Origin of the sequence: Qipengyuania sp. NPDC077563 (assembly GCF_044901345.1) — a bacterium.
GTDB lineage: Bacteria > Pseudomonadota > Alphaproteobacteria > Sphingomonadales > Sphingomonadaceae > Qipengyuania > Qipengyuania aestuarii.
Window position 1 is genome coordinate 349,150 of sequence record NZ_JBJDPC010000001.1, and the last position, 17,794, is coordinate 366,943.

General features: G+C 60.8%; 15 protein-coding genes. 4 read left to right on the forward strand and 11 right to left on the reverse strand.

Features of this window, described 5'->3' with window-relative positions; translation table 11 throughout:
• Positions 1 to 4 precede the first annotated feature (4 nt).
• Complete coding sequence (locus ACI2I1_RS01730; protein WP_404677663.1) at positions 5 to 1,216, reverse strand: saccharopine dehydrogenase family protein; 1,212 nt, start codon at positions 1,214 to 1,216, stop codon at positions 5 to 7.
• A 238-nt stretch (positions 1,217 to 1,454) separates the two neighbouring features.
• On the opposite strand from ACI2I1_RS01730, the gene ACI2I1_RS01735 reads away from it, so the two are divergent.
• From ACI2I1_RS01735 to ACI2I1_RS01745, 3 genes are all read left to right on the forward strand, one after another.
• Positions 1,455 to 2,408: a threonine/serine dehydratase gene (locus ACI2I1_RS01735; RefSeq protein ID WP_404677664.1), complete on the forward strand. Its 954-nt coding sequence runs from the start codon at positions 1,455 to 1,457 to the stop codon at positions 2,406 to 2,408.
• A 100-nt stretch (positions 2,409 to 2,508) separates the two neighbouring features.
• Positions 2,509 to 2,961, forward strand: coding sequence for an MAPEG family protein (locus ACI2I1_RS01740; protein ID WP_221543015.1), 453 nt, complete (start codon positions 2,509 to 2,511; stop codon positions 2,959 to 2,961).
• Between the two features lie 10 nt (positions 2,962 to 2,971).
• Entirely contained in the window at positions 2,972 to 3,403 is a 432-nt protein-coding gene (locus ACI2I1_RS01745; RefSeq protein ID WP_224811899.1) for an MAPEG family protein, read from the forward strand.
• Between the two features lie 229 nt (positions 3,404 to 3,632).
• Here the strand turns inward: ACI2I1_RS01745 and trxB are convergent, their stop codons facing one another.
• From trxB to ACI2I1_RS01795, 10 genes are all read right to left on the reverse strand, one after another.
• On the reverse strand, positions 3,633 to 4,616 hold the full coding sequence (trxB, locus tag ACI2I1_RS01750) for a thioredoxin-disulfide reductase (RefSeq protein ID WP_221543013.1): 984 nt from the start codon (positions 4,614 to 4,616) through the stop codon (positions 3,633 to 3,635).
• 69 nt (positions 4,617 to 4,685) lie between these two features.
• Positions 4,686 to 5,465, reverse strand: a complete 780-nt coding sequence (locus ACI2I1_RS01755; RefSeq protein WP_404677665.1) for a tyrosine-protein phosphatase — start codon at positions 5,463 to 5,465, stop codon at positions 4,686 to 4,688.
• 63 nt (positions 5,466 to 5,528) lie between these two features.
• On the reverse strand, positions 5,529 to 6,932 hold the full coding sequence (otsA, locus tag ACI2I1_RS01760) for an alpha,alpha-trehalose-phosphate synthase (UDP-forming) (protein ID WP_221543011.1): 1,404 nt from the start codon (positions 6,930 to 6,932) through the stop codon (positions 5,529 to 5,531).
• Positions 6,929 to 8,716: a glycoside hydrolase family 15 protein gene (locus ACI2I1_RS01765; RefSeq protein WP_404677666.1), complete on the reverse strand. Its 1,788-nt coding sequence runs from the start codon at positions 8,714 to 8,716 to the stop codon at positions 6,929 to 6,931. The genes otsA and ACI2I1_RS01765 overlap by 4 nt, the downstream gene beginning before the upstream one ends.
• Positions 8,713 to 9,456 carry a trehalose-phosphatase gene (otsB, locus tag ACI2I1_RS01770; RefSeq protein ID WP_404677667.1) on the reverse strand — a complete coding sequence of 248 codons (744 nt, stop codon included), beginning with the start codon at positions 9,454 to 9,456 and terminating at the stop codon, positions 8,713 to 8,715. The genes ACI2I1_RS01765 and otsB overlap by 4 nt, the downstream gene beginning before the upstream one ends.
• Before the next feature lie 39 nt (positions 9,457 to 9,495).
• Complete coding sequence (locus tag ACI2I1_RS01775) at positions 9,496 to 10,152, reverse strand: TIGR02281 family clan AA aspartic protease (RefSeq protein ID WP_404677668.1); 657 nt, start codon at positions 10,150 to 10,152, stop codon at positions 9,496 to 9,498.
• Positions 10,153 to 10,207: 55 nt separating this feature from the next.
• Complete coding sequence (gene egtD / locus ACI2I1_RS01780; protein ID WP_404677669.1) at positions 10,208 to 11,206, reverse strand: L-histidine N(alpha)-methyltransferase; 999 nt, start codon at positions 11,204 to 11,206, stop codon at positions 10,208 to 10,210.
• A complete protein-coding gene (gene egtB / locus ACI2I1_RS01785) occupies positions 11,203 to 12,456 on the reverse strand; it encodes an ergothioneine biosynthesis protein EgtB (RefSeq protein WP_404677670.1) in 1,254 nt (417 codons plus the stop codon). The genes egtD and egtB overlap by 4 nt, the downstream gene beginning before the upstream one ends.
• A 231-nt stretch (positions 12,457 to 12,687) precedes the next feature.
• Positions 12,688 to 14,061: a class II 3-deoxy-7-phosphoheptulonate synthase gene (locus ACI2I1_RS01790; RefSeq protein WP_404677671.1), complete on the reverse strand. Its 1,374-nt coding sequence runs from the start codon at positions 14,059 to 14,061 to the stop codon at positions 12,688 to 12,690.
• A 108-nt stretch (positions 14,062 to 14,169) separates the two neighbouring features.
• Complete coding sequence (locus ACI2I1_RS01795) at positions 14,170 to 17,103, reverse strand: M16 family metallopeptidase (protein ID WP_404677672.1); 2,934 nt, start codon at positions 17,101 to 17,103, stop codon at positions 14,170 to 14,172.
• A 112-nt stretch (positions 17,104 to 17,215) separates the two neighbouring features.
• On the opposite strand from ACI2I1_RS01795, the gene ACI2I1_RS01800 reads away from it, so the two are divergent.
• Positions 17,216 to 17,794 (forward strand): NifU family protein, encoded by a 579-nt coding sequence (locus tag ACI2I1_RS01800; RefSeq protein WP_404677673.1) that lies wholly within the window; start codon positions 17,216 to 17,218, stop codon positions 17,792 to 17,794.

Consider the following 17,794-nt stretch of genomic DNA (forward strand, 5'->3'; position numbering starts at 1 on the left):
CGCATCAGAAATCTACCGGCCCGTCGAGTTCCTTCACCTGCCAAGGCAGGCCGTGGTCGTTCAGCATGTCCATGAACGGATCGGGATCCATTTCTTCCATGTTGAACACGCCGTCACCTTCCCACTTGCCGGTCACCACCATGGCCGAACCGATCATTGCGGGAACGCCGGTGGTGTAGGACACCGCCTGGTTGCCGGTTTCCTCGTAAGCCGCTTCGTGGCTGCAGATGTTGTTGATGTAGAAAGTCTTCTCGCCCGAACCGTCGAGCGCTTCTCCGGTCGCGATCACGCCGATGTTGGTGTTGCCCTTGGTCGTCTCGCCCAGCGTTTCGGGCTTGGGCAGTACGGCGGCGAGGAACTGCAACGGGATGATGTCCTTGCCCTGATAACGGACCGGATCGATCCGCGTCATGCCGACATTCTGCAGCACGGTCAGATGCTTGATGTATTCATCGCCGAAGGTCATCCAGAAGCGTGCCCGCTCGAGTTCGGGATTGAACTTGGCGAGGCTTTCCAGCTCTTCGTGATACATCATGTACATGTTCTTCGGGCCGACCGCCTCGAAGTCGAATTCGACCTTCTTGCCCATGGCGGGGGTCTCGACGAATTCGCCGTTCTCCCAGTGGCGCGCGGGCGCGGTCACTTCACGGATATTGATTTCCGGGTTGAAATTTGTAGCAAAGGCCTGGCCGTGATCGCCGCCATTGCAATCCAGAATGTCGAGCTGGCGGATGGTCTTCAGCTTGTGCTTCTTCAACCACATGGTGAAAACGGATGTCACGCCCGGATCGAAGCCCGAACCCAGCAGGGCCATCAGGCCCGCTTCCTTGAAGCGATCGTGATAGGCCCACTGCCATTTATATTCGAACTTCGCTTCGTCCTTGGGCTCGTAATTCGCCGTATCGAGGTAATCCACGCCCGCTTCGAGGCAGGCATCCATGATCGGCAAATCCTGATAAGGCAGCGCCAGATTCACCACCAGGCTGGGCTGGATCCTGCGGATCAGATTGATCATGGCGGGGACTTCTTCGGCGTCGATCTCGTAGGTCGCCACATCCACGCCGGTGCGATCTTTCACGCTGGCGGCGATGCTGTCGCATTTGGACTTGGTACGGCTGGCGAGATGAATGTCGGTGAAGATGTCCTTATTCATCGCCATCTTGTGAACGCAGACCGAGCTGACGCCGCCTGCACCGATGACCAGAACTGTCGACATGGATGAAACCTCTTGTGTGAATGAAATATCGCGCGCCCCTTAACCGAATGCACGGGCCTGTCCAAACGATCCGTTGAAGGTGGTTTCCTACAACCACTCTTTTCGGGCATGGCGGTTCGATGAACCGATGCACCTGCCCCTTCGCACCGCCCCGATTTACGCCCGATCAGGAGGAGCGGAGTTTATCCTCAGGACTGTGTCAACTGTGTCAACTTGGTAAAGGAAAGGGCCCGCAAAGATGAACGCTAACCGCTCGCCGAATCGCGAAGGCGTGATCGCCGCGGCCCGCTCCATCGCCGCCATTCTTCCGCCCACCCCGCTGCTGCCCGTCGAAATAGGCGGCGTGCGCGCTCATGTGAAAGCGGAAAGCCTGCAGCCGGTCGGCGCGTTCAAAATCCGCGGGGGCTGGTGGCGTCTTTCCAACCTGTCGGAGGAGGAAAAGACACGCGGTGTGGTCGCTGTGTCATCGGGCAATCATGCGCAGGGCGTTGCCTGGGCAGCGCGCAGGCTCGGCATTGCCGCCGCCATCGTCATGCCTCGCAACGCCCCGAAGGTGAAGCTGGAGGCCACACGTGCGCTCGGCGCGGAAATCGTGCTCTACGATCGTCCCGGAGAGGACCGTGACGAAGTGGCTGCGCGCGAGGTGGAAGCACGCGGCGCCACGCTGGTCCACGCTTTCGGCGATCCCTGGGTGATCGAGGGACAGGGCAGCGCCGGGATCGAGGCCGCCGAACAGGTTGGCCGCACTCCGTCGCGCTTCGTGGTCTGCTGCGGCGGCGGCGGACTTGCTGCCGGGCTCGCACTCTCTTCTCCCGAGAGCGCCATCCATGTGGTGGAGCCGGAAGGTTGGGACATGGTCGGACAGGCCATGGCCACTGGCGATATCGTGCGCGTCGGCGATAATCCGCCCGCCACCATCTGCGATGCGCTGCAGCCCGATGCGACCAAGCCGATCAATCTCGCCGTCCTGCGGGGCCGCGCCGAACCCGGTGTCAGCGTGACCGACGAGGAAGTGCGCACCGCCCAGCGCTTTGCCTTCTCGAACCTCAATCTCGTCGTCGAACCCGGCGGCGCGGCGGCATTGGCGGCAGCGCTTGCGGGGAAGGTCCCGGTGGACGAGGATACGGTGATCATGATCACCGGCGGCAACACCGATGCGGACAGCTTCGCCGAAATGCTGGGCCAAGTATGATTTGGCAGGGGCGTGATCCTGTGGTGTCCGATCCGGTGGAGATTTGACTTTCACGCACCGCCGCCGCAGTCCTGCGGCCTGAGAGAGGGAGACGAATTCAATGCAGGCTCAAATGCTCGCCCCCGCCGCCGTGCTGGTCGCATGGTCGCTTATCATGCTGATGTGGATGGCCTTCACGCGCCTTCCCGCGATGAAAAAGGTCGGGTCGGGGCTCGGCGAGGCAAAGCCCGGCGGGCGCGGCCAGGACCTCGAAGGCGTGCTCGATGACCGGATAAACTGGAAAGCGCATAATTACGCGCATCTGATGGAACAGCCGACCATCTTTTACGCCGCCAGCATCATCCTGGCGATCATGGGCGCAAGCGCGCTCGATGTGGTATTTGCATGGGTCTATGTGGCGCTGCGGATCATTCACTCGGTCTGGCAGGCGACGGTCAATGTCGTATCGATCCGCTTCCTGCTGTTCATGCTGTCCACACTTGCACTGGTACATCTGGCGTGGCGGGCGATCGCGTTGACGCTGTTCCACGACCCCAGCCTGGCCCCTGCTTGAGGTTCGTGCCATGATCGACGCCGAAATCCTGCGCCCCGTCATCGTTCTGCTGGCCTGGACCATGGTCATGTGGCTGTGGATGTATGTCACCCGTATTCCCGCCATGACCAAGGCGCAGATCGCGGCGGACGAAGTGCGCAGGACCGGCACGCTGGATGAAAGGCTGCCCGAGCAGGTCCAATGGAAAGCACATAATTACAACCACTTGCACGAACAGCCGACAGTGTTCTACGCCGTCTGCCTGGTGCTGGCGATGGCCGGCATGGGTGACGGGATGAATGCCTTTCTGGCGTGGATCTATGTCGGCCTGCGCATCCTGCATTCGCTGGTGCAGGTCACCGCGAACAAGGTGATGGTGCGCTTCGTGCTGTTCGCCCTCTCGAGCGTGGTACTCATCGCGCTGATATTCCACGCCGCGATCTGGGCGTTCGAGCTGAGCTAAAGGCAAGTCATTACGAGGAGCGAAGCGACGCGGCAATCCACCTCCTGCCCTCACGGCAAGAGGCCAAGTCTGACCATGGATCGCCGCGCTACGCTCGCAATGACGTGCTTCAAGTCATTGCGAGAAGCCAAAGCCGACGCGGCAATCCCTCGTCGCCTCGGGCAAACCGCTGGAATGTCCTGAGATGGATTGCTTCGCCTGCGGCTCGCAATGACGATGCGGTAACAGCCTACTCCGCCGCTTCGGCCTCATGGACATGGCCGTCCGGCTCGATCTCGAGACCGGCCAGGAACCGTTCGGCGTCGAGCGCGGCCATGCAGCCCATGCCTGCCGCCGTCACCGCTTGGCGGTAAACATGATCGGTCACGTCGCCTGCGGCGAACACGCCCGGCACCTCGGTCTTGGGCGATCCGGCCTCGGTCAGCAGATAGCCGCCATCGTCCATCGGCAGCTTGCCTTTGAACAGCTCGGTCGCTGGCGCATGACCGATGGCGACGAAAGCGCCGTCGACTGCCAGCTGGCTGTCCTCGCCGGACACCGTGTCGCGCAGGTTGAGATGGTGCAGCGCGCCGTTCTCGCCCGCTTCGAAGCTCTCGACCGTCTTGTTCCAGATAACCGAGATCTTGGGGTGGTTGAGCAGCCGCTCCTGCAGGATCCGCTCCGCGCGCAATTCGTCGCGGCGGTGGATCAGCGTCACGTCATCGGAATGGTTGGTCAGGTACAGCGCCTCTTCGACGGCAGTATTCCCGCCGCCGATCACCGCGACCTTCTTGCCGCGGTAGAAGAACCCGTCACAGGTTGCGCAGGCCGATACGCCCTTGCCGCCCAGTTCCTGTTCGCCCGGCACGCCCAGCCATTTGGCCTGCGCCCCGGTAGCGATCACGAGGACGTCGGCCACATATTCATCGCCGCTGTCGCCCGTGGCAGTGAACGGCGAACCGCCCGCGATGTCGACATCGACGATGGTGTCCCACATCATCCGCGTGCCGACATGCTCGGCCTGCTTCTGCATCTGCTCCATCAGCCAGGGGCCCTGGATCACGTCTTCGAAGCCGGGATAATTCTCGACATCGGTCGTGATCGTCAGCTGCCCGCCGGGCTGCAGACCCTGCACCACGATCGGCTCCATCATCGCCCGCGCACCATAGATGGCGGCGGAATAGCCTGCGGGGCCGGAGCCGATGATGAGCATCTTTGTGCGATGGGTAGCCATGATCGTCAGTCTCGTATGCGTGTCTGTGAAAATCGTGAGGCGGCTATATGGGGACTGCCCCGGGTAAAGTCACGCCACGAAGCGCTGGCGAAGCTGCTCCTTCAACAGCTCGTCCACACCTAAGACGGTTTCGATGTAGCTATCGAGCGAGCCGTGATCATCCTCGACCTCGCACCAGTAGGTGGCCAGATATTCTTCGCGCACACCGAGCAGGGCCTGCACCGCGCCCTCCTCCAGCTTGCGGCCGAGCTTCTTCTCGATCCCGGGTACCGACTGGCTGGCTAGCACCTTCATGGTCGGCGCGTCATTAGTACGCAGGAACTCGGCCATCTGATCGTCCCGGTCAACGCCGAGGATGTGCAGCATGAGCATCGCCGCAACTCCGGTGCGATCCTTGCCTGCAAAACAATGGACGAGGCTTGCTCCATCGCGCTCTGCCAGAAGCCGCAGATAGCGCGAGAACATGCTGATCATCGCCGGGTTGCGCGGCATGCGGGTATAGACGGCCAGCATCCGCTGGCGGGCATAGTCCTCGGTCGACGTGCTTTCGTCCACATCCATATGCGGGGGGCTCGAGGAGGTTTCGCCCTCATGGAAGAACACTTCAGCCGTGAAATTTTCGGACCTTTTGCAGGGATTGCGCTCACGCTCGGAAGCCCCGCGCAAGTCGACCACCGTCCTGATGTCCAGCGCATCGATCGCCCGGAGGTCCGCCGCACTCGCGCCGACATGCTGGCCCGAACGCCACAGCAGGCCCTTGCGCACCATGCCTCCATCGCGCGTCTTCCATCCGCCATAATCGCGGAAATTGTGAATGCCTTGGGTGTCGAGAAAGGGTGCAAGAATCATGGAGACAGCTTGGCAGGGGATCGCTGCGGACGATACCCCTCGCTGACTAGCAACAGGTATTCGTCAGCTTTCCTGCGCGACGGTGTCCAGATCGTTGAGAAAGTCATCGGTCCACTTCTGCACATTATCATCGCGAACCGTGCCGATGAGCTTCTGATGCCGCTCCTTCCGTTCTGCCAGCGGCATATCCAGCGCCGTCCTGATAGCATGGGCAAGATCGTCGGGGCTATGCGGATTGACGAGCATGGCATCGGGCAATTGCGCAGCCGCCCCGGCAAAACGCGAAAGTATCAGCACGCCGGGATCTTCCGGGTCCTGCGCCGCGACATATTCCTTGGCCACGAGGTTCATCCCGTCGCGGAGCGGAGTGACCAGCCCGATCTTGGCTGCCCGGAAGAAGCCGAAAAGTTCCTCGTGACTATAGCCGCGATTGACGTAACGGACCGGGACCGCATCCACTTCGCTGCGAGCGCCATTGATCTGACCCGCCTTTTGTTCAAGCGTGGCGCGGATTTTCTGATAGCTCTCGACATCCTCGCGGCTCGGCGGCGCAATCTGGACGAATACGAGATCCTTTACCCGTTCGGGGTGCTTGTCGAAAAAGCGGGAAATCCCGTCAAGCCGCTCCGGCAGCCCTTTCGAATAGTCGAGCCGGTCAACGCCGATCATCGCGGTGCGGCGCCGGGTCGAGCTCATCAGCCGCTGCTGCGCCTGACGTGCCTCTCCCTTTTCGCCCAGCTTGCTGAAATGCTCCCAATCAATCCCGATCGGATAGGCCCGCGCGACCGTCGTACGACCGTCGAGTGTTACGGTACCCTTCCCCTCATTGACCTCGGCCCCCAATTCGGTGCGGCAGTAATGAAGAAAACTGTCGAGCCATTCCTGCGTCTGAAATCCAACGAGGTCATAGTGCAGCATCGTTCGCACGAGCCGCTCATGATAGGGTAGCGAAACGAAAAGCCGGGTGGCCGGCCACGGGATATGCAGGAAAAAACCGATACGGTTCTTGCAACCATGAGCACGCAGCCGTTCGCCAAGCGGGATCAAATGGTAATCGTGGACCCAGATGACGTCGTCGGGTTCGATCAAGGGAGTGACGAGTTCCGCGAACCTTTCATTGACGCGTTCATAGCCCTTGCCGGTTTCCCGCTCGTATTGCGCAAGATCAAGGCGATAGTGAAACAGCGGCCACAGCGTGGCGTTCGCATAACCGTTGTAATACTCTTCTACATCGGTGTCAGAAAGGTCGATCGTGGCGGTGGTGACGCCGTCACTGGTCTGCGTGGCGATATTGCCCGTCTCTCCGCTGGCGCTTTCTTCGCCTGACCAGCCGAACCACAAGCCTTCTCTGGATTTCAAAGCGGCGTGAAGAGCGCCCGCCAATCCGCCTTGGGCCCCGGCGGCACCGCGCGCCTTGGGCACAGCGACACGATTTGAAATAACCACAAGACGGTCGGTAGTACTCAACGTACCTCGCTCCAGGATTTCGAAAGATGGCCGGCTGAATTGATGATACCTACCAGCGAATAGGTTTGGGGAAAGTTCCCCCATAGTTCGCCCGTGTCATAGTCGAGATCCTCGCTGAGCAGCCCTGACCTGGTCGTATGCCCCAGCATGGCCTCGAACAACTGCCGCGCTTCTTCGCTGCGCTCAGTCAGGTGCAGCGCTTCGATCAGCCAGAAGGTACAGACATTGAAGGCTGTTTCCGGCGCTCCGAAGTCATCCTCTGCCGCGTAGCGAAGCATGTGGTTGCCGCGCCGCAAATCGCGCTCGACCGCCGCGAATGTCTTCAGGAACCGCTCATCGTCCGGTTTGAGATACCGCAGTTCGACCATCTGGAGCAAGCTGGCATCGAGGTAATCGCTTTCGAAGCTGGCGCCGTAATGCTGGCCTTCCTCGTTCCATGCCTCCTTGTCGATCTTGGCGCGGATGGCCTCCGCCCGTTCCTTCCAGAACGTCACCCGGTCCGCCCGTCCCAGACTTGCTGCGACGTTGGAGAGGCGATCGCACGCGGCCCAGCACATCACTGCCGAGTAGGTATGGACTTCCTGCCTCGTGCGAAACTCCCACAGACCCGCGTCGGGCTTGTCGTGCTTGGCCCAGGCAGCTTCGCCGACCTCTTCCAAATGGGCAAAATCGCGCTCATCGGCCATGCGCAGCAGACGGGTATCGAAGAAAGCCTGCGCTGTCGGCATGACGATCTGTCCATAGCAATCGTATTGCACCTGCTTGTAAGCCGCGTTGCCGACCCGGACCGGGCCGTTGCCACGATAGCCGGCCAGGCTTTTCGCTTCGAATTCGTGCAATTCCGGGTCGCCCATTACCGAATAGAGCGGTTGGATCTGACCTCCGCGCGCCTGGTCGATGATGTTGCGGAGATAGGCGAGATATTTCTCCAGCACGTCCAGCGCGCCGAGGCGGTTCAGGGCCTGCACCGTGTAGTAGCTGTCCCTGATCCAGCAATAACGATAGTCCCAGTTCCGCTCGCTTCCAGGCGCTTCGGGTATCGAAGTAGTCAGGGCGGCGACGATCGCCCCGGTCTCTTCGTGCTGACACAGCTTCAAAGAGATGGCCGCTCGAATTACCTCTTCTTGCCATTCCAGCGGGATATGGAGGCCGCGTACCCAATGCTGCCAGTACTTGCGCGTGTCCTCTTCCATGCGGCGCACTTCGCTACGTATATTGCCGACGAAGGGTTCGTCGGGCCCCAGGAAGAAGTGCTGATCGCTCTCGACGCGGTAGCCGCGATCCTCAAGAATATAACCCACGGGAGCATCGGTACTCAGCCGCATGGCCTGGTTGCCGAGGAGGTAACGGACGTGATTGGTGCCGTTGGTGGTGTCGGCCAGCGCTTCCCCGTAATTCTTCATGGGCGCCATCCGCACGCGCAGGCGCGGTGCACCGGCGACGGGCCGGACGATGCGGGCGAAGGCGACCGGGCGATACATGCGGCCCGACCGTTCGAAACGCGGCGCGAAGTCGAAAATGTCGAGCGCGCTGCCGTCTTCCGCCTCGAGGCGCGTCACCAGAATCGGCGTATTGCGCACGTAATACTGGCTTGAAGAAATCTGCCCTTCCAATTCGAAGCGCCAAGTGCCCTCGTCCCGCCGATCGCCATTGAGCAGCGAGCAGAAGACCGGATCGCCATCGACTCGCGGCACGCAGCCCCAGACGAAGCCCCCCTCGGTATCGACCAGCGCGCTGACCTGGCAATTGCCGATGGGAGATAGTTCGAGATTCGGTTTGTTCATATGTCCAGCCAATTGTGCACCGCAGCAACGTCTTTGAGGTGATAGCGTGCAGCCTTGCTCTTCCGTTCCCCGACTGCAATGCCGAAGCCCCCGCATTCGATTGCGGCCTCCATCCCATCCTCATCTGTCGTATCGTCACCGACGAAGATGGGGACCGATCCGGCAAAGGGCGCCTGCTCCATGAAAGCCTTGACCGCCCCGCCTTTGTTGGCGCCAGGGCGCACCAGTTCGGCAACGCCCTTGCCGCTGGTTACTTCCAGTTCATAGCGCTCTGCCAGGTCGCGGGCGAAGGAGAGCGTGTCGTGCTGCCGCTCGGGGCGCGCCCGAAAATGCAGAGCCCCGCCATGGGCCTTGGTCTCGTAATAGAGATCATGCAGATCGGCGTAGCTGCGCATTTCCTCGATGCACTCGTCGGTGAGTGCCAACGGCTCATCGCCAAGGCGCGAACCATCGGGGAGCAAGCGTGATGCTCCATGGGAGCCGGCCCGGCACAGCGGGACCTCACCAAGGTGCGAGGCCAGATCATCCAGTGCCCGGCCGGTAATGAGCGCCAAGCGGCCACCCAACCGGTCCCGCAAGGAAAGCAGCGCGTCCGGCAATTTGGCCGGCACATCTATCGCGCCCGGTTCGGCGGCAATGCCGACCAGCGTGCCATCGAAATCAAGAAACAGAGAAACAGGGCCCTCGCCCAAAAGATCGTCGAGGGGTGGCGAACAGGGTAGCGAATGGGCTTTTTCCATTGCGGCAGCCTTAGTGGCTCCTTCCGCCTCGTCAAAGCCTTAGCCTTCTTCGAGACTGCCCGGCTCGAGGATCAAATCCCCCTGCTTGACCCGCCAGCCTTCCAGTCGGCTGAGAAAATTCATCCCCAGCACGTTGGTATTGCCCAGATTGGGGGCGATCACCGCATCCAGCCCGCCCGCCTCGATATTGCCGAAGCGCAGGCTGTCGACTGTAGTGAGTTCTGCCGTCACTGCGCCATTGGCCGTATTCAGCATGACCGGCAACCCGCCCGTCCGCGGTTCCAGCCCCGCACGCCGGGCGGATTCGGCAGACAGAGCGGTGAGCGTGGCCCCGGTATCCACCAAGAACCGCGTGGGCACGCCGTTCACTTCGGCAACCAGCCAGTAGTGACCATCTGCCGCAAGCGGTATGACCGTTTCTTCGCCCACTATCGATTGCTTTGGCATGCCCAGTTCGGTGACGGCGTCGAGCCGAGGGTCGAAGCGGGCAAGCTGGAGGAAGACGGTCACGAGTATGGCCATCAGAGCAATCGTGCTGGCGGTCCGCACGAGGCGCCCGCCCAGCACTTTGTGCCGCAGCATGATGGCGCCGATCCAGCCCAGAAGGAGGGCGCCGATCGTCCCTGCCAACAGGCCGGAACGCGGCACGGCACGGATTATTTCGGCAAGGGCATCAAAAGCGCTCTGCGAGTCCATCGTCAGTCCATATAGGAGGGGCGATCGGTATCGTCGATGAACGCGATCAATTTGTTCAGGGGGCGTCGCGCTTTTCGGTAGCCTCGGCGAGGATCAGGGAGAAGCGGTCGCCACTATCCGTCCAGCGCGCCTGCGGAGTCCAGCCACCGGCCAGCAACAAGGTATTGGCGCTGCGGCGGGTGAACTTGTGGCTGTTTTCCGTGTGGATCGTTTCGCCCTTACGCATGGAGAAGCGTTTACCGGCTACTTCGAAATCAAAATCCTCAAGCGCTTCCAAATGCATTTCGATCCGCGCGAAGTCATCGTTCCATGGCGCTGTATGGCGCAGGGCATCGACCGGGATCGTGCCTTCGAGCTCGCGATTGATCCGCCGCGCGAGATTGAGATTGAATTCGCCCGTCACGCCTCGGGAATCGTTATAAGCGGCTTCGAGAACCTGTTGGTCCTTCACCAAGTCCATGCCGATCAGCAGCAGGGGTCTGCCGCCCTCTTCCGCTCCCAAGGTTGCCCGCATGGAACGCAGCAGATCGACTGCCGTGCGCGGGACCATGTTGCCAATGGTCGAGCCAGGGAAGAAACCCAGCTTCGGCAGATCCGCAACCTCATCTGGCAATTGCACTTCGCGCATGAAATCGGCTTCCACCGGGAAGACGTCAACGTCAGGAAATTTCTTTGCCAGAGTTGCGGCAGATTCCCGCAGGAATTCGCCTGAGATGTCGAGCGGCACATAAGCGGACGGATTGATCGCGCGCAGCAGCAGGGGGGTTTTCACCGAGCTGCCGGACCCGAATTCCACCACCGCGCGGCCCTTGCCGATCAGCTCGGCGAACTCCTTGCCGCGTGCATCGAGAATTTCGGTCTCCGAGCGGGTGGGATAATATTCTGGAAGGTCGGTAATATCCTCGAACAGCTGCGATCCGGCGTCGTCGTAAAGCCAGCGTGCCGGAATGGCTTTCTGGTGCTGATCAAGCCCCTGCAGAACGTCGTCGCGAAATGCACGAACCACACCCTTCTCGTCGCGATCGACGAGCGCAATACCTTGTTCGGTTTTCATAGATCCTTGGCCAATCTCAGCCCGGTAAATTGCCAGCGCTGGTGGGGGTAGAAGAAGTTGCGATAGCTCGCACGCGAATGTCCACGTGCCGTGGCGCAGCTCGCGCCTTTCAGCACGAATTGTCCGCTCATGAATTTGCCGTTGTATTCGCCTACGGCGCCGGGCGCTGGTTCAAAGCGCGGATAAGGCAAATAGGCGGAACGGGTGAATTGCCAGCAATCGCCGAATAGACTTGCTGAGCCGACCGGCAAGGGCGGAGCGGCATGATCTAACTGATTCCCGGCTTCGGGATCATGCGCAGCCGAAGCTCCTTCCTGGCCCCGAGCGATCGCTTCCCATTCGAATTCCGTTGGCAGCCTGTGTCCAGCCCAAGTGGCAAAGGCATCTGCTTCATAATAAGAAATATGGGTCACCGGCGCATCGGGATCACGGTCCTGCCAGCCCGAATGCGTGAAATGCGCCTCGTCCTGCCAGTATGACGGGCTGCGAATGGCATTCTCCTTCACCCAGCCCCAACCATCGGACAGCCACAAACGTGCGTCGTCATAGCCGCCATCGGCAATGAATTCTGCCCATTGACCGTTTGTTACCAGCCGCGAAGCGAGAGCGAAGGGTTCGAGCAGCACACGATGCACCGGCCCTTCGTTATCGAAGGCAAAGCCGTCCGCCTGATGCCCAACCCGGGCGATGCCCCCTGGATGCGCGAACCATTCCTCTTGCGCCGAAGAGGAGGAGATGGATCCGGCCTTCTCCCACATCGCCGGGCCCAGCGGGTTCTGAAAAAGCGCATGCTTGATGTCGGTGAGGAGCAATTCCTGATGCTGTTGCTCATGCGCAAAGCCCAGCTCGATCAGCGGGCGCAGATCTTCGCGCTCAAGCAAGGGCTTCATGGCTTCGTCGACATGACGGCGCCAGGCAAGAACATCATTCATGGTTGGCCGGGAAAGCATTCTGCGGGAAAAGCGCGCGATCCTCTCGCCTTCAGCCTCGTAATACGAATTGAAGACGAAGGGCCAGCGCTCGTCGTACAGCGTGTAATCGGGCAGATGATCGCGCAGCAGGAAGGTTTCCCAAAACCACGTTACGTGCGCGATATGCCATTTAGCCGGCGAGGCATCCTCCATCGACTGGAGGGTAGCATCTGCTTCGGAAAGCGGTTCGACTAGAGCCTCGGTGAGCTGGCGGATGTTGGCGAACCGCTCTGCCAGATCGCTGCCGGTAACGTTGTTGCTGGCCTGCGCGGCGGTCATGGCCACTCTCCCCTTGCGGCTGCCGTTCAGCGGCAACCATGTGTCAGCATGGCGGATTCGAGTGGAGGTTTAAAGGCCCGCCAGCCAAAAACCTGAAACCGTCCAGCCGGATGGCCAAGACGATCTCAAGTCTAAATGGGGTAACCGGCGCATGGTTCCGCCGCGCCTGTCGCGCAGAGAGTTATCATTGATGCGATGCGGATTCAGCGCAGAACGCAACAGTGCATGAGACTAGGCGGCGTTCGCCTGCTGGTGGCCATGCTCCGCGTTGAGAGTTTCGGCGATGAGGAACGCGAGTTCCAACGACTGGGCCGCATTGAGACGGGGATCGCAATGGGTGTGATAGCGATCTTTAAGCGCTTCGTCCGTGATCGCGACCGCCCCGCCCACGCATTCGGTGACATCCTGACCAGTCATTTCGACATGGATGCCGCCTGGATGAGTGCCTTCCGCGCGGTGCACGGCGAAAAAGCCCTTCACTTCCGACAGGATCCGGTCGAACGGGCGCGTCTTGTAACCGCTATCCGATTTCACGACATTGCCATGCATCGGATCGCAGCTCCAGACGACAGGGTGCCCTTCCGCCTTCACGGCCCTGACCAGCCGAGGGAGGCCTTCTTCCACCTTGTCATGGCCGAAGCGGCTGATGAGCGTGATGCGCCCCGGCTCCCGTGCCGGATTGAGCGTATCCAACAATTTGAGCATGGCATCGGTTTCTAGGCTCGGTCCGCATTTCATGCCGATCGGATTGCCGATACCCCGCGCAAATTCGACATGTGCGCTGCCGTCGAAGCGCGTGCGGTCGCCGATCCACAGCATATGTGCGCTGGTGTCGTACCAGTCACCCGTCAGACTATCCCGCCGGGTCAGCGCCTGCTCGTAAGGCAAAAGGAGCGCCTCGTGGCTGGTGTAGAAGCTGGTCCCCTGCAGCTGCGGCACAGTAGCCGGGTCGATGCCGCAAGCTTCCATGAAATCAAGCGCTTCGCCAATGCGGTCGGCCACATGGGAGAATTTGTCGGCCCACGGGCTACGGCCCATGAAGTCCAGCGTCCACTGATGGACCTGGCGCAGGTTCGCATAGCCGCCGCCTGCAAAGGCGCGGAGGAGATTGAGCGTGGCCGATGCCTGGAAATAGGCGCGGACCATGCGCTGAGGATCGTTGGTGCGCGATGCCGGATCGAAATCGATACCGTTCACATTGTCACCGAAGTAGCTCGGCAGGGTCATGTCGCCCTGCGTTTCGGTGTCCGAGCTGCGCGGCTTGGCGAACTGCCCCGCCATACGGCCGACCTTCACCACCGGCTGCTTGCTGGCAAACGTCATGACGACCGCCATTTGCAGCAGGACGCGGAACGTATCGCGGATGTTGTTCGGGTGGAATTCGGCAAAGCTTTCCGCGCAATCGCCACCCTGAAGCAGGAAGGCACGACCCTCAGCGACTTCGGCCAGATCGGCCTTCAGCGCGCGCGCTTCTCCGGCAAACACCAGCGGCGGATGGCTCGACAGTAAGTTCGTTGCTTCGTCCAGCGCCGCGGCGTTTTCATAGCGCGGCAGGTGCTTCGCTTCGAAGTTCTGCCAGCTATCCGGTGCCCAATCGCGTGCCATTACCAGTCCAATTCATGATTATTCGAGGCGCAAAGCCAAGCCCAGCCAGAGCCTTGGCGCAAGCAGCATAAACTTGCCCAGCGGAAAAGTGCGATTGGGCTGATTAATTTACCGCCGTGACTGCGCCCCGCCCGGTGACGTTCCGCTCGCCAGTTTCTGCCCCTCGGGGATTACCGCCATACGCCAGGCCGATGTTCCGCCAAAATATTCAGTAGCAAGGGCCTGCATGGCCTCAGGCGTCGTCTGCGAATAATCGTTCAGAATGCCGCGCAGGGCTTGCATCCGCCGCGGATCGGATGTCGATCCTTCCAGCTCGAGAAGGTAGAAGTAATTTCCGCTCGAAATCCGCTCGTAATAATTGCGCAGCGGTTCGGTCGCCCGGGCAAGCTCGTCGGCCGTCGGCGGCGTTTGGGTCAACTCGCGCGCGATGCGATCGGCCTCGGCAAAGAAGACCGGCACATCCCTGGGCTGCAACTGCGCATATCCCATGATCGAACCACCGCTGTCGACATCAATCGGCCAATCCAGCCTCACCGAGGGGGCATAGCTTGCCCCAGCCTTCTCGCGCATGGCTTCAAGCAGGCGGTTCGAGAAGACCTCAGTCAGGATCGACAATTGACGTGACTTGCGGATTTCGGCCAGTCCGCCGCCCACCGGCCAAGCGATGACCGCCGCCGCCTGATTGGCCTCACCCTTGTGGTAACGCACGACAGTCTCACCGGCCGGGGCCAGTTCTATCTTCCTGTTCAGAACCTGCTGCGGGATCGGCTTGCGATCCGGCAGGGCCCCGAAGGTCCGGGAAAGCGCGGCGACAGCTTCCTCACGGTCGTAATCGCCGAAGATTAATATTTCCACCGGGCCTTGCTGAAGGATTGGCTGCCATACCTCGCGGAAACCCTCGACGCTGGTTTCTGCGAGAGCGTCTGGAGTGGAGGTGCGGAAGATCGGATTCTTGTCGTAGATGTAATACTCAAGGTCGCGGTTGAGCACACCGCTAGGGCTCGCCTCATAGCTCTGATAGGCCAACCGCCCAGCGGCCTTCGCACGGGCAATGGGGTTGGCATCCCAGCGCGGCATGCCCAGCTTGGCGGCAAAGAGATACAGCTGATCTGCGAGGTCCTGGCGGCGGGTCATGGCGCTAAAGGAGAAGGTGCCCTCGCCGATATCGAAGTCAAAACCCATCTTGCGACCGGTGCTGATGCGGTCGAGCTCTTCCTGCCCAAGTTCGCCCAAGCCGGACTGTACCAGCGCGCTTTCGCCAAGGCTGATGTAGGGTGCATCGTCCGCATCAAAGGCGCGAATACCGGCACCGAACCGAACCTTGACTGCCACTCGGCCCGGCTCATGGTCATTCGCCAGCAGCAGGGCTTTGACACCGTTGCCGAACTCGATCCGCTCGACATCGCCGAGACCGTGGGGCGAACGCAGGACGACCTCGCCCGGCTCTCCGATCGCGGGCAGGTCGGCGAAGTCTATGCTCTGCGCAGCCAGCCGCGCATTGCTATCGGCATCGACCCTTTCGCGAAGCGCTGTCCTCACGGATTCTTCGGTCGCCTCCCCGGCCTCAGGGGTCACATAGGTGGCCCTGATGACCGACCCTCTGAACAGCTCGCGGGTATCATCCAGCAGTGCCTGCGGCGTCGTCTTGGCCTTCATCGAATTGAAAACCATCAGGAAGGTTTCGGGCGCGGCGATCGCCTCGCGGATATCGACCGCGTTGACGAGGTCGTCGGCATAGCCCGACGCTGCGAGGACAGAACGCTGCTCTACCATGTTCGCGAAGCCGACTTCCATTTCGGCCAGTTCGCGGTCCATCTCCTCCTGAGTAGGTGGGTTCGCCAACGCATCGGCGATGACCGCCCGAACATCGGTGAGGGCAGCCTCCCAATCTTCCGTCAATGGCGCGAATTGCACCAGCGTGGCATGAGCCGACCGGCTTATCTTGGATTCGCTAGCCTGCGCATAAAGATAGCTTCCACCGGCGCGCGCGCGAGCTTCCAGCCGCCGGTTGATAAGCGCAAGCGCAAGCGATTCCCGCAAGCGGCCTTCATTATAAGCGATCGTGTCGTCGACCTGCCGCCAAGGCCTGAAATATCCAAAGGTGAACGCTCGTGGCAAAGTCGGCTCGACTATAACTGCGGCCTCGCCAACCGGATTGACAGGATCTGCACTGGCCGGCGCCACAGGATCCCCGAAGTCGGGGGCCTTGGCCGGAGCGCCGGGCTTGGACCAGTCGCCAAAGTATTTCTCAACCATCGAAGCGAAAAGCACAGGGTCAAGATCGCCGACCACCGAGATTACGGTGTTCTGCGGGCGATACCAGCGGTCGTAGAAAGCACTGACCGAATTGCCAGTCGCTGCCTGCAGACTGTCTTCCGTTCCGATGGTGATACGTTCCGCCAGCCGCTGGCCAGCAAACAGCGTCTGCATGGTCTGCTCGCTTACCCGCTCACCAACGCCGCCGCGCTCGCGCTTCTCGGCGAGCACGATCGGCACCTCGGCGCGAACGTTCGCGTCGGACAGTACGGGATCGCGCACCATGCCGGACAGCAGCTTCATGCTTTCATCGAGCTTGGCCGCGTTCACATCTGGAAGGTCGAGCTTGAAGACAGTATGCGTCGGACTGGTTTCCGCGTTGGTGTCACTGCCAAAAGTCGCGCCGAGGCGCTGCCAGGTTGGAATGGCTTCGGCGACACCGAGATATTTACTCTCGCGGAAGAGTAAATGCTCAAGCAAGTGGGCATAGCCCAGTTCGCTATCGCTCTCGTACAGGGAACCTGCGTCGATCCGCACCCGGATTGAAACCTGGCCGGGAGGGACACCATTTTCCCGCACGCCATAACGCAGGCCGTTGGCAAGCTCGCCAAATTGCCATTCCTCATCGCGCGGAACGTCGCTGTTTTCGTAAATCCAAGGCGTCTCGCCTTCTAGCTGCAGGGATGCAGGCGGCTCTACTTCCTGCGCGGGCAGAGTCTGCGGGGCAAGCAACAGAAGCGGGAGAAACAAAGCGATACGCCGTGCGGCGCGCAAACTATCAGTCATGCGCAGGATATAGGAGAGCGTCTGGTGAAGCGCCAGTGAATGAAGGAAAACCTTCGGCCAGGGAAACCGGGATGCCTTGCCCATAGGCAGCCCCCCACCTACATCGCATCTCATGTTCATCGAAACCGAAACCACGCCAAATCCATCAAGCCTTAAATTCCTGCCGGGTCGCCCCGTAATGGGCAAGGGAACCCGCGAATTCGCGTCCCCCGAAGCGGCCGAAGCCAGCCCTCTGGCGCAGGCCATCTTCGATACCGGCGAAGCGACGAATGTTTTCTATGGCGGCGATTTCGTGACCGTGACTGCTGCACCGGGTGCCAATTGGAGCGATCTCAAACCGCAGGTCCTCTCTATTCTTCTCGATCACTTCGTGTCTGAGGCGCCGCTTTTCGCACCAGGTACCGCGGGCGGAATTGCCGTCCCCGGTCAGAGTGATCTTCTGGTCGAGGAAAACGAAGACGATGCGGATATCGTGGTTCAGATCCATGAATTGCTGGAAAGCCGCGTTAGGCCTGCGGTCGCCGGTGATGGCGGAGATATCCAGTATCGCGGCTATAAGGACGGTGTGGTCTATCTCCAGATGCAAGGGGCCTGCGCGGGATGTCCGTCTTCATCCGCAACGCTGAAACACGGAATCGAAAGCCTCTTGAAACATTATGTGCCGGAGGTCGTTGAAGTCCGCGAAGCGTAA

What these genes read in the sequence shown, in the direction of transcription:
- ACI2I1_RS01735 (WP_404677664.1), top strand. Translation starts at nt 1,455, where the DNA reads ATGAACGCTAACCGCTCGCCGAATCGCGAAGGCGTGATCGCCGCGGCC.
- ACI2I1_RS01745 (WP_224811899.1), top strand. Translation starts at nt 2,972, where the DNA reads ATGATCGACGCCGAAATCCTGCGCCCCGTCATCGTTCTGCTGGCCTGG.
- ACI2I1_RS01755 (WP_404677665.1), bottom strand. Translation starts at nt 5,465, where the DNA reads ATGATTCTTGCACCCTTTCTCGACACCCAAGGCATTCACAATTTCCGC.
- ACI2I1_RS01730 (WP_404677663.1), bottom strand. Translation starts at nt 1,216, where the DNA reads ATGTCGACAGTTCTGGTCATCGGTGCAGGCGGCGTCAGCTCGGTCTGC.
- otsB (WP_404677667.1), bottom strand. Translation starts at nt 9,456, where the DNA reads ATGGAAAAAGCCCATTCGCTACCCTGTTCGCCACCCCTCGACGATCTT.
- ACI2I1_RS01800 (WP_404677673.1), top strand. Translation starts at nt 17,216, where the DNA reads ATGTTCATCGAAACCGAAACCACGCCAAATCCATCAAGCCTTAAATTC.
- ACI2I1_RS01740 (WP_221543015.1), top strand. Translation starts at nt 2,509, where the DNA reads ATGCAGGCTCAAATGCTCGCCCCCGCCGCCGTGCTGGTCGCATGGTCG.
- ACI2I1_RS01790 (WP_404677671.1), bottom strand. Translation starts at nt 14,061, where the DNA reads ATGGCACGCGATTGGGCACCGGATAGCTGGCAGAACTTCGAAGCGAAG.
- ACI2I1_RS01765 (WP_404677666.1), bottom strand. Translation starts at nt 8,716, where the DNA reads ATGAACAAACCGAATCTCGAACTATCTCCCATCGGCAATTGCCAGGTC.
- egtD (WP_404677669.1), bottom strand. Translation starts at nt 11,206, where the DNA reads ATGAAAACCGAACAAGGTATTGCGCTCGTCGATCGCGACGAGAAGGGT.
- trxB (WP_221543013.1), bottom strand. Translation starts at nt 4,616, where the DNA reads ATGGCTACCCATCGCACAAAGATGCTCATCATCGGCTCCGGCCCCGCA.
- egtB (WP_404677670.1), bottom strand. Translation starts at nt 12,456, where the DNA reads ATGACCGCCGCGCAGGCCAGCAACAACGTTACCGGCAGCGATCTGGCA.
- ACI2I1_RS01795 (WP_404677672.1), bottom strand. Translation starts at nt 17,103, where the DNA reads ATGACTGATAGTTTGCGCGCCGCACGGCGTATCGCTTTGTTTCTCCCG.
- ACI2I1_RS01775 (WP_404677668.1), bottom strand. Translation starts at nt 10,152, where the DNA reads ATGGACTCGCAGAGCGCTTTTGATGCCCTTGCCGAAATAATCCGTGCC.